Genomic DNA, 10,995 nt, shown 5'->3' on the forward strand with positions numbered 1-10,995 from the left:
CTTCCGGCTGGTATCCCCGCCGGAGGCCCGCAGCGACCGGCGGGCCGCCACCGCTCCACGACGACCCCGATCCCCCGCACCGCCCGCGACCGGAGAAGGTCCCCCCTTGCCCGCACGCGCCAACTCCCCGCGCCCCTCCCGCAACGACGCAGCCCGCAGCAGGCGCCGGCCCCGTTGGGGTCTGCGCCTCGCCACCGGTGCGTCCGCGCTCGTGCTCGTCACCAGCGGCGTGGGTCACGCCGTCGTCAGCGACCTCGACGCCCAGGTGCACCGGGTCGACCCCTTCAGGGGGCTCACCGACAGGCCCGACAACACCGACGGCCTCAACTTCCTCGTCGTCGGCACCGACGGTCGCGAGAAGATCACCGCGGAGCAGAAGAAGAAGTACAACCTCGGCGGGGCCGGCTGCGACTGCACGGACACCCTGATGCTCGTCCACCTCTCGGCCGGGGGCGAGCGGGCGAGCGTCGTCAGCCTGCCCAGGGACACGCTCGCCGACCTCCCCGCGCACAAGGACAAGCACACGGGCGAGGAGAAGGGCGCCACCCGGGCCAAGCTCAACTCCGCGTACACGGCCGGGGGTCCGAACCTCACGGTGCGCACCGTGGAGCAGCTCACGAAGGTGCACATCGACCACTACATGGAGGTCGACTTCACCAGCTTCATGCGGACCGTCGACGTCCTCGGCGGCGTCCCCGTCTGCACCGACCGCCGGCTGCGGGACAGCCACTCGGGCCTCGACCTCCCCAAGGGGACGACGAGTCTCGGAGGCGGCGAGGCGCTCCAGTACGTGCGCGCCAGGCACGTCGACGGGGGCTCCGACCTCGCCCGCATCCAGCGGCAGCAGCGGTTCCTCGGGGCGCTCGTCGCCAAGGCGACCGACAGCGGCGTGCTGATGAACCCGGTGAAGTTCAACAAGGTCGCCTCGACCGTCCTCGACTCCGTCAGCGCGGACCGCGGATTCGGCCCCGACGAGATGGTCGCGCTCGGGCGCGCGCTGCGCGGATTCACGCCTGCTTCGGCCGAGTTCGCCTCGATCCCGCTCTCCGACCCCGACCACCGGGCGCCGGGACTCGGCTCCACCGTCGTGTGGAACGAGCAGAAGGCCGACCGCCTCTTCTCCGCGCTCCGCGACGACCGCCCGCTCGCCTCCGTCACCGAGGACGGGTCCGGGGCGAGGGACGCGGAGGCCGGCGGCGGGGAGGCCGGCGGCGGGGAGAAGAGCGGCAAGGCTCCCGCGTCCGCGGAGGTCCCGCCGAGCCAGATTCGCGTCCAGGTCGAGAACGGCACCTCGGAGCAGGGCCTCGGCATGCGGATCGACGCGGCACTGCGCAGGAGTGGCTTCGCCACCACCGGGGCGCCGCGCACCGCTCCGGGCGACGGCGAGCAGAAGCGGACGACGATCGCCTACGACCCGCGCTGGGACCGCTCGGCCCGCTCCCTCGCCGCGGCCCTGCCGGGCGCCGAGTTGAAGAAGGACGAGGGGCGCGGGCCCCAGATGCACGTCCTCCTCGGCGAGGAACACCACACGGTGCGCAAGGTCGTCGCGGACGATCCGTCGAGCGGCGCGAAGCGGCTCCGCGCCACCACGGGTGACTCCGTCGGCTGCGACTAGGCGGCCGGCTCCGGCGGCAGCGGCTTCGGTTGCGACGGGGACGCGGAAGGAACGCAAGCGCGGGGCGAGGCGGAGACACCGGGCCGGAGCGCCGAGGGCCGGCCCGGTTGAAGGCGGCGGCCCTCGGACGCTCTCGGCCCCTTCTTCCGGTCGTCCGCTCGGCGCATCGACAAGATCAAGAACTGGAGGGAGCTGGCCGCCCACCGCAACTCCGGGGCACGGTCGTCCGGTTGGGCAGCCGCCCCGCCTGATCAGGCTCCCTGCAAGCCCTGACCCCGGCGGCCCCCGGCGGAGGCGAAGCCCAGCCAGGTGTGGCGGTTACCCGCCCAGCACCAACCGACCTTGGCGGCGTTGCGGCGCTCGCGGCCATCGCGCCCGGTGCCGTTGCTGATCCACAGCGCCGGCGTGCGGGCGTCGAGGACGCCGTCGGCTTTGCGCAGCCGAGAGCCGACGGTCATGAAGCAGTGGTTGCGCTCCAGGACGGCGGACTGCTGCAGCACCCAGTGGATGCCCTCGGTGAGCAGCAACGGGGCTCGGGCCTCCGCGGTGAGGGCGGGCAGCGCCTCGTTCGGGCTCCAGTTGGCCATGTGGTCGCCGCGGTCGAGGTCGGTGAGGAGGTAGAGCGGAGCGTCGGGCACCGCGACCGTGTCGAGGGGCGCGAAGAGGTCGACATCTGGCATGTCAGTGACGACGAAACCCGGTTTGTCGCCACGGCGGAGCAGCGGCGCCAGGGCGGAGGCCGGGACGTGGTCCGGGTGCACTGCGAGCAGGGCGCCGTCGCCGCCCGCAGGGGCCTCGGCGGCTGCGGCGAAGGTACGAAGCTCGACGGCAGAGAGCCCCGCCGGCTCGTGCACCCCGAGCTCGATGAGTCGCTCGGCCTGCGCGCTCAGGGCCGGGAGTGCGGGGAGAAGAGCAGAGGTTGCGGGCACGATACCCCCAGGGGCAGCGACACGGATGGGCTCAGTTGCAACGCAACGTCCCGCCGGAACGTTCCCGTTCCTCCGGACTTCGTCCGGTCCTGTGCTCACGGCTCCCTGCAGAACCTAGGCGGCGCCGGGTTCGGCCCGCTGCTCCGCCGGGCGGTCGCGGAGCTCCTTGATGGCGCGGCGCCTCGCGAGGCGATGGGTGCGGCGGATCTGCGCCTCCTGGAAGCGCCTGCGGTCCTTCTCCGTCTCGGGGAGGACCGGAGGGACGCTGCGCGGCCTGCCGCTCTCGTCGATCGCGGTGAAGACGAGGTAGGCGGAACCGACTTGCTGCGCGGGCGTCGACTCGTTCCAGCGCTCGGCCATGACGCGGACGCCTATCTCCATCGACGTGCGCCCTGTCCAGTTGCACTGCGCGTGGACGTGGACAAGATCGCCGACGCGGGCGGGTTCGAGGAACGCCATCTCGTCCATGGACGCGGTCACCGCGGCTCCGCCGGAGTGCCTGCCCGCGACCGCGCCGGCGGCGTCGTCGGCGAGCTTCATGATCACGCCGCCGTGGACCGTGCCGTAGAGGTTGGTCTCGTTGCCCGTCATGATGTGCGAGAGCGTGGTGCGGGAGGCGGCGGTCGGCTTGCCGGGGAGGGGTTCCTCGGGCTCGGGGGCCGAGTCGGGGGCGTGGTGCGTCATGTGGCCACCATATGCGGGGAACGATTCGTCACCGAGCCGAGCACTTTGCATCAGAACTGCTACAGGCGTGCCCTGAAGCGGTACCCGCCCTGTAAGGCGGCGGGGCGTAAAGGGCACACTCTCCTGCATGAATCAGTGGCCCGACGGTCGGAACGGCGGCCAGGGGTACCGGTACGGAAGCGGAAGCAACTCCCCCAACCCGGACCCCACACGTGTCATGCCCCACACCAACGGACCGGGAGTCCCGCCTCAGTCCAGAGGCCAGGGTGCCGGATGGAACGAGTCCGGGTACAGCGAGGGGCAGGTCTACGGCGGAGGCGGGGGCGGCCGCGGCGGCGGCCCGTACGACGATCCGTACGGCAAGCCCCCGGCCAACTGGGGCCGCCGGATCAAGGTCGGGCTCATCGTACTGATCGCGGTGGTGCTCGTCTGGTCGGTGGCCACCTACTTCTGGGCCGACTCCAAGCTGCGCCGCGAGGTGGACCTCGGCATCGTCGAGGACCGTCCCGACGACGGCAAGGGCACCAACTACCTCATCGTCGGCTCCGACAGCCGCGAGGGGATGTCGGATCAGGAGAAGAAGGACCTCCACACCGGTTCGGCCGAGGGCAAGCGGACCGACTCGATGATGATCCTGCACGTCGGCGACAACGGGAACACGATGGTCTCGCTCCCCCGCGACTCCTGGGTCGAACGCCCGCCGTTCACCGGCTCGGAGTCCGGGAAGCACTACGAGTCCTCCAAGCTCACCAAGCTCAACGCCACCTACGCCGAGGACGGCCCCGAGCTGCTGGTGCGCACCGTCGAGCACAACACGGGGTTGCCGATCGACCACTACGCGGAGATCGGCTTCGGCGGCTTCGCGAAGATCGTGGACGCGGTCGGCGGCGTCGAGATGGACATCCCGCGGGACATCAAGGACGAGAAGTCCGGCGCCGACCTGAAGAAGGGGAAGCAGACCCTCGACGGGCAGCAGGCGCTCGCCTTCGTCCGCACCCGCTACGCGCTCCCCGGCAGCGACCTGGACCGTACGAAGAACCAGCAGAAGTTCCTCGCGGCGATCGCCAACCAGGTCGCCACGCCTTCGACCGTCCTCAACCCGTTCACGCTCTACCCGACGGCCGGCGCGGGGCTCGACTCGCTCGTCGTCGACAAGGACATGAAGCTCTGGAACCTCGGTTCGATGTTCTTCGCGATGAAGGGCGTCAACAGCGGCGACGGCAAGTCGATGAACATGCCGATCAGCGGCCCGGCGCCGCAGGGGTCGCTCCAGTGGGACAAGGAGAAGTCGAAGAAGCTCATGGAGCAGCTCAAGAACGACGAGAAGGTGACGGTCAGCTCCGACCAGTGAGCCGGCCCGTACGACGTGGGGCCCGCCGGTCCGCTTGGGTTCAAGGGGTCGGCGGGCCCCACGCGCGTCCGCTTCAGCGGACGCAGAGGCAGAAGGGGTGGCCCGCCGGGTCGAGGTAGACGCGGAAGTCGCGGGTGCCGCCGAAGTCGCCTTCGACGAGCGTCGCGCCGAGGCGGAGGACCTCGCGCTCGGCCGACTCCAACTCGGCGCGGGGGACGTCGAGATCGAGGTGGAACTGCTGCGCGTGCTCCAGGCTCGGCCACTGTGGCGGGATGAAACCGGGGGACTCCTGGAACGCGAGGCGGCGGCCCTCGGGGGCGTGCACCTCGACCCAGTCGTCCTCGTCGCGCTCCTTGACTTCCCAGCCGAGGACCGCCGCGTAGAACTCGGCCAGGCGGAGCGGGTCGGGGCAGTCGAGCACGGTGACGCCCATCGTTGCGACGGCCATGGCGGGTTCCTCTCGTGTGCGGCGGAGCGGGCCGTTGGAGTATGCCCTGCTGAGGACCTCCGCGGCAGGATTTTTCCCCCGGCCCGCTTCCGTGTCAGAGGGTCGGGCGGCCGAGGGCGCGGAACGTCCAGCCGGCCTTGCGCCACAGCTCGTGGTCGAGGGTGTTGCGGCCGTCGAGGAGGCTGCGTACGGAGACGACCTCGCCGAGTTCCGCCGGGTCGAGCTCCTTGAAGTCGCGCCACTCGGTGAGGTGGAGGAGCACGTCGGCGCCGCGGGCCGCGTCGACCGCCGTCGGGGCGTAACCGAGGGTGGGGAAGAGGGCGCGCGCGTTCTCCATGCCTTTGGGGTCGTAGACCGTCACCTGGGCGCCCTGGAGCTGGAGTTGGCCGGCGACGTTGAGCGCGGGCGAGTCCCGGACGTCGTCGCTGTCGGGCTTGAAGGTGGCGCCGAGGACGCCGATCCGCTTGCCGAGGAGGGTGCCGCCGACGGCCTGCCGGGTGAGCTCCACCATCTGCCCGCGGCGCCGCATGTTGATCGAGTCGACCTCGCGGAGGAAGGTCAGCGCCTCGGAGGCGCCGAGTTCGCCGGCGCGGGCCATGAAGGCGCGGATGTCCTTCGGCAGGCAGCCGCCGCCGAAGCCGATGCCGGCGCGGAGGAACTTCCGGCCGATCCGCTCGTCGTGGCCGATCGCCTCGGCGAGCTTGACGACGTCGCCGCCTGCCGTCTCGCAGACCTCGGCCATCGCGTTGATGAACGAGATCTTCGTCGCGAGGAAGGAGTTGGCCGAGGTCTTCACCAACTCGGCGGTGGGGTAGTCGGTGACGACGAAGGGGGAGCCCTCGGCGATCGGCCGGGCGTAGACCTCGCGCAGCAGCTCCTCGGCCCACTCGCTCCGGACGCCCGCGACGAGCCGGTCGGGGTGGAGGGTGTCGTGGACGGCGAACCCCTCGCGGAGGAACTCCGGGTTCCAGGCGAGCTTGGCCTGCCGTCCGGCCGGGGCGAGTTCGGCGAGGCGCTCGGCGAGGCGCTCCGCGCTGCCGACCGGCACGGTGGACTTGCCGACGACGAGCGCGGGGCGGTCCAGGTGCGGCGCTAGGGAGTCGAGCGCGGCGTCGACGTACGACATGTCGCAGGCGTACTCGCCGTGCTTCTGCGGGGTGTTGACGCAGAGGAAGTGGACGTCGCCGAAGTCGGCGAGCTCCTCCCAGGAGTCGGTGAACCGCAGCCGCCCACTGGCGCCCTCGACGCCGGCGACGTGGGTGCGGAGCAGGTCGCCGAGGCCGGGCTCGTACATGGGCGGGAGCCCCTGCCGGAGCTGCTCGATCTTCTCCGGGACCACGTCGAGGCCGAGCACCTCGAAACCGAGCTCGGCCATGGCCGCGGCGTGGGTGGCGCCGAGGTAGCCGAGACCGATCACGGTGACCTTGGGCGAAGCCATCGGGTACTCCTTAGTGCGCTTCACTGGGGGCGGACGCACCCTACGGGTGTGGGCGGACCGCTGCCCGCGCAGCATAACGGGGCGCCCGCTGTCGCCAACCTCACGTATCGGCGGCCGGGGAGCGACCAGTAAAATTCGGTTACTTGCCAGTAATCTGAAGCACTGCTCGGAGGAGTGAGCCACCTTGGCGTCAGCGGGTACGTCAGCAGGAAGCGGAGCAGGGGAGTTCGACCTCTACCGCCCGGCGGAGGAGCACGAGATGCTCCGGGAGTCCGTACGCGCGCTCGCGGAGGCGAAGATCGCCCCGCACGCCGCCGCGGTCGACGAGGAATCCCGCTTCCCCCAGGAGGCACTCGACGCGCTCGTCGCCAACGACCTGCACGCGGTGCACGTCCCCGAGGCGTACGGCGGCGCGGGCGCCGACGCGCTCGCCACCGTGATCGTCATCGAGGAGGTCGCACGGGTCTGCGGCTCGTCCTCGCTGATCCCGGCCGTCAACAAGCTCGGCTCGCTCCCGGTGATCCTCTCCGGCAGCGAGGAGCTGAAGAAGAAGTACCTCGCGCCGCTCGCCAAGGGCGAGTCGATGTTCTCCTACTGCCTCTCCGAGCCGGATGCCGGCTCGGACGCGGGCGGCATGAAGACGAAGGCGGTCCGGGACGGCGACACGTGGGTGCTCGACGGCGTCAAGCGCTGGATCACCAACGCGGGCGTCTCCGACTACTACACGGTGATGGCCGTCACGGACCCGGAGAAGCGGACCAAGGGCATCTCGGCGTTCGTCGTGCACAAGGACGACGAGGGTGTCTCCTTCGGCGCCCCGGAGAAGAAGCTCGGTATCAAGGGCTCCCCGACGCGCGAGGTCTACCTCGACAACGTCCGCCTCCCCGCCGACCGCATGATCGGCGACGAGGGCACGGGGTTCGCGACCGCGATGAAGACCCTCGACCACACCCGGATCACCATCGCGGCCCAGGCGCTCGGCATCGCCCAGGGCGCCCTCGACTACGCCAAGGGCTACGTGCAGGAGCGCAAGCAGTTCGGCAAGCCGATCGGCGACTTCCAGGGCGTGCAGTTCATGCTCGCCGACATGGCGATGAAGGTGGAGGCCGCGCGGCAGCTCACCTACTCGGCCGCCGCCCGCTCCGAGCGCGTCTCCCTCGGCAGCACCGCCGACAAGGAGGACCTCACCTTCCACGGCGCCGCAGCCAAGGCGTTCGCCTCCGACGCCGCGATGGAGATCACCACCGACGCCGTCCAACTCCTCGGCGGCTACGGCTACACCCGCGACTACCCGGTCGAGCGCATGATGCGGGACGCGAAGATCACGCAGATCTACGAGGGGACCAACCAGGTCCAGCGCATCGTGATGGCGCGGAACCTGCCGTAGCAGGATTTCGCGGGTCAGACCGGCTCGCCAACTCTGCTCGGCTTCCGGTCCGTTCGGGCCTCTGCACGAACACAACGGCCTCCGGCACGATGCCGGGGGCCGTTGCGCCTGATCCCTGACGACTCAGACGGGGCTGATTCCGGCCTGAGCCTTGATGGTGTCCACGGCCTCCTCGGTGAGCCAGCGAAGGGGGACGACGGTCCACTTGTCGCTTCGGCGCATGACCACGGCGTTACCGTCCCTGGTGCGTCCGACGTGAACGAAACCGTGATCACGTCGCAAGTCCTTCGCCAGGTTCTCGCCGTGGATCAACGGGCGTTACTTCCCTTCGCGGTCCTCGTCATCAGCCATGCTGCTGTGCACGTCCGCGTTCTGGGACACACGGGTACCGGGATCGGTCACCTGATCCCGATTGGCATGCGGGTCCCAGTCGTCCTCGTCCTTCTTACCCATTCTCACCCGTTCCTTCCTGTTCGACCGTGACCATCAGTGCCCCTCCGGGTGCCGCCGCAGGAAGCCGTTGCAATCCGACACCGTGGTCCAGTCGCCAACGGCACGCGCCCGATCCCGCACGTTCACCAGCTCCGTACAACCGGCACAGCCGGGAACCGGTGCGGGGTCAAGGTCCATGCTCGCCGGAAGCCAGTTCCCTTCCGTGGAACTCGTGTCGTTCACCATTCAGGCAACCTCCTCGCAATCCGTGAGATTCGATGATCCCCTGGAACGGAGTGGGTTCCTCGAATTATTCGCGTTGTCGACTAAAGATCATGAACGGAACGACCAAGCCCACTCAGCCAGCAGCTCTCGCGCGTCGTCATCGAAAGCGGCATGCGTTTCGTAGAGCGTAAACCGGTCGATGAGTGAACCAATATCTTTCGGGTCTCGAAATACGGCTGCACCGAGATCCGTCTCGATGGTCGCGAGCCGATCATCGTAAATGGTGAACGTGCTCAGCGGAACGTTGCTGAACTTCACTCCGATCGGTAGCACACCGATTCGGATGTTCGCCTGAAGGGAGAGCGATGCCAAGTGATCAACTTGCATGGCCATGGCGTCAGGAGAAACCAGCGGGTATCTGACGGCTTGTTCGGTGAGTAGGAACGTGAAGCGCTTGGATCGGTCGAGCAGAACGACCTGGCGTTCAAGCTTCATGCCGACGGCCTTGGCTTGTTGAGCTGACGGAGCGTGCACGATGCTCTCCCTGATGTACTCCGGCGTTGCCAACAACCCCGTGGTCATGGACAGCAGGAAGTACCGGAATTCTGTGGTGGCCGACTCCAGCCCCGCTAGTTCTAGCTGCTTCTTGTCCAGGCCCTTCCGGTGCAGGGCCTTACGGTCCTGCCACTCCGTCTGAGCGATTCGGGCCATAGCCATAACTTCGGCCGCAACAGCAGGAGAGGCACTAACTCCTCTGAGGATCTGCTCAACGTCCACCAAGGACGGGCGCAGTTTGCTCCCCTCAATACGGCTGATCTTGGACTGAGACATATTGCAACGCGCAGCAAGCCGGACTCCCGAGAGTCCGGCTTGTTTGCGGAGATGCTTGAGCATGGCGGCCAGCTCTAGACGGGACTGGTCCAACTGATCAGGCTCGATGGCCACCGTTCACGTACTCCTCGAACGGGACCGACTCGGTTACCGCGATTCTCTGGTATTCAATGAACGGGGCCGCATCACCCTCGAAGACCTCGCGATTTATCTGCCTGCCGTCCGCCTCATAGTTCATGAGGACGACTTCCGCGCGGTCGAACATCCAGAAGTCCTGAACTCCCGCAAGGGGGTTGGGGCGATTGGTCACGTCGAGGATTCGGATCTCGTCGCCTGCCCGCGCATGCGGCTCGTAGTAGCGGCTGAACTCGAACCGCAGATAGTCGGAGAGGGGTCGGGTCACGACATGCACCCGACCATTATGCTTTCCGTCGGCATGCTGACGCGAGACGCGCTCCGTATACGCTGAGGCTCCGGGCGGGCTCAGTGGCCGTCCATCGCGAAACGCTGCGAACTGTTCCGCCTCGTGCGGCATAAGGTACTGCGGGAGCGTCTCCAGCCGCCACGCCTCCCATTTGATCTCCGCGAAACGGCGGCGCCACTCGTCACCATCCAAGAGCACGGACTGCCTCCCTCAGCACTGCTTCCGGGATTTCCACCAGGGCCTCACCAGACGGCGGGGCGAACGTCTCGGAAACGCTTCCTTGGACGACGAATGAGCCGGTCGCGGTCCGGTAGACGTTCGGGCAGTCCTCCTCACCGCAGGTGCCGTTTCCGTTGCCGGTGAGCCGGGTCAGTTCCTCACGAGCCATGGTTGCAAATCCCTCGCTGCTGGCCCTCACTGGGCCGACTGGTCACGACCGTACGAGGGCGAGCGGCAACCGTCTATGCGGGAACGCGACTATGCCCGTACTCGCATAAAGATTATGGAGAGAGGCAGCCGGGCGCAGGGGGCTGCCGCACCGGCACGTGTCGTCGGACCCCCAACTCTGCGATCGGACGGGCGACAAAGCGACGCGCTCGCTGCTGCCCGCGCGTCCGTCTGCGCTCGCCTCACCCCGCCTCCCCCACCCCCGGCACATGCACCCGCGCCGCCGCCACGTACTCGTAGACGGCCTTGCGCGAGACCGTGCGCAGTTCCGCGAGGTGGGAGCGGCGGCGACGGAGCCGAGGGCGTCGACCGCCTTGAGGGCGCGGCGGCCGGTCTCGGCCAAGTGCGGGGAGTCGGTGAGGAGTTCGGCGCGGAACATGGCCTCCATGGCGGTGGCGCGGAGGCGTTGGGCCTCGCGGCGCATCTCGTGGATCTCCGCCGGGGTGGCGCCGCGGTCGTCGTTGCGCGCGAACCAGTGGTCCATGCGTCCGCGGCGGTAGTCGGCGAGGGCGCCGGCGAATGCGGAGTACGCGTCGATGCGTTCGTCGCGCAGCCGCTCGACGCGGGCGAAGCGCTCGGCCCGCCGGGCGGCGCGGAGTTGGAAGAAGTGGGTGGTGCCGGCGCCCAGCAGGGTGCCGACGACGGCGATGACGCTCGCTGCAACCGCTTCCATGGCCGACAGCCAACCACATCGCCAACTCCGCGCGGAAAGGCGCGGGTTGGGGAGGAGCAGCAGAAGAACGGAACCTTCCGCTTCCCACCACGAGCAGGGACCGAAACACGT

12 protein-coding genes are annotated in these 10,995 nt (G+C 68.9%); 3 read left to right on the forward strand and 9 right to left on the reverse strand.

What is annotated here, in order from left to right; genetic code table 11:
- The first annotated feature begins 106 nt into the window (after positions 1 to 106).
- Complete coding sequence (locus UWG_RS0128765) at positions 107 to 1,615, forward strand: LCP family protein (RefSeq protein ID WP_016910656.1); 1,509 nt, start codon at positions 107 to 109, stop codon at positions 1,613 to 1,615.
- A 251-nt stretch (positions 1,616 to 1,866) separates the two neighbouring features.
- Here UWG_RS0128765 and UWG_RS0128770 read toward each other — a convergent pair whose 3' ends face one another.
- Entirely contained in the window at positions 1,867 to 2,544 is a 678-nt protein-coding gene (locus UWG_RS0128770) for a DUF5701 family protein (protein WP_029391866.1), read from the reverse strand.
- Positions 2,545 to 2,658: 114 nt separating this feature from the next.
- Positions 2,659 to 3,228 (reverse strand): acyl-CoA thioesterase, encoded by a 570-nt coding sequence (locus tag UWG_RS0128775; RefSeq protein ID WP_016910658.1) that lies wholly within the window; start codon positions 3,226 to 3,228, stop codon positions 2,659 to 2,661.
- A gap of 127 nt (positions 3,229 to 3,355) precedes the next feature.
- Here UWG_RS0128775 and UWG_RS0128780 point away from each other — a divergent pair, with 127 nt between their 5' ends.
- Positions 3,356 to 4,579: an LCP family protein gene (locus UWG_RS0128780; RefSeq protein ID WP_029391867.1), complete on the forward strand. Its 1,224-nt coding sequence runs from the start codon at positions 3,356 to 3,358 to the stop codon at positions 4,577 to 4,579.
- Between the two features lie 73 nt (positions 4,580 to 4,652).
- Here UWG_RS0128780 and UWG_RS0128785 read toward each other — a convergent pair whose 3' ends face one another.
- Together UWG_RS0128785 and UWG_RS0128790 are read right to left on the reverse strand one after the other, a co-directional pair.
- Entirely contained in the window at positions 4,653 to 5,027 is a 375-nt protein-coding gene (locus UWG_RS0128785) for a VOC family protein (protein ID WP_016910660.1), read from the reverse strand.
- Positions 5,028 to 5,121: 94 nt separating this feature from the next.
- A complete protein-coding gene (locus UWG_RS0128790; protein ID WP_016910661.1) occupies positions 5,122 to 6,465 on the reverse strand; it encodes a UDP-glucose dehydrogenase family protein in 1,344 nt (447 codons plus the stop codon).
- 259 nt (positions 6,466 to 6,724) lie between these two features.
- On the opposite strand from UWG_RS0128790, the gene UWG_RS0128795 reads away from it, so the two are divergent.
- Positions 6,725 to 7,852, forward strand: a complete 1,128-nt coding sequence (locus UWG_RS0128795; protein WP_016910662.1) for an acyl-CoA dehydrogenase family protein — start codon at positions 6,725 to 6,727, stop codon at positions 7,850 to 7,852.
- A gap of 318 nt (positions 7,853 to 8,170) precedes the next feature.
- Here the strand turns inward: UWG_RS0128795 and UWG_RS34060 are convergent, their stop codons facing one another.
- From UWG_RS34060 to UWG_RS31630, 5 genes are all read right to left on the reverse strand, one after another.
- Complete coding sequence (locus UWG_RS34060) at positions 8,171 to 8,305, reverse strand: hypothetical protein (RefSeq protein WP_016910664.1); 135 nt, start codon at positions 8,303 to 8,305, stop codon at positions 8,171 to 8,173.
- 312 nt (positions 8,306 to 8,617) lie between these two features.
- Positions 8,618 to 9,454: a Scr1 family TA system antitoxin-like transcriptional regulator gene (locus UWG_RS0128810; RefSeq protein WP_016910665.1), complete on the reverse strand. Its 837-nt coding sequence runs from the start codon at positions 9,452 to 9,454 to the stop codon at positions 8,618 to 8,620.
- A complete protein-coding gene (locus tag UWG_RS0128815) occupies positions 9,438 to 9,962 on the reverse strand; it encodes a DUF6879 family protein (RefSeq protein ID WP_016910666.1) in 525 nt (174 codons plus the stop codon). Before UWG_RS0128815 ends, UWG_RS0128810 begins: the two co-directional genes overlap by 17 nt.
- Positions 9,946 to 10,152, reverse strand: a complete 207-nt coding sequence (locus tag UWG_RS32495; protein WP_078495767.1) for a hypothetical protein — start codon at positions 10,150 to 10,152, stop codon at positions 9,946 to 9,948. The genes UWG_RS0128815 and UWG_RS32495 overlap by 17 nt, the downstream gene beginning before the upstream one ends.
- Before the next feature lie 42 nt (positions 10,153 to 10,194).
- Positions 10,195 to 10,884, reverse strand: coding sequence for a hypothetical protein (locus UWG_RS31630; RefSeq protein ID WP_237720315.1), 690 nt, complete (start codon positions 10,882 to 10,884; stop codon positions 10,195 to 10,197).
- Positions 10,885 to 10,995: the final 111 nt, after the last annotated feature.

The organism is Streptomyces xiaopingdaonensis, from assembly GCF_000262345.1.
Classification (GTDB): domain Bacteria; phylum Actinomycetota; class Actinomycetes; order Streptomycetales; family Streptomycetaceae; genus Streptomyces; species Streptomyces xiaopingdaonensis.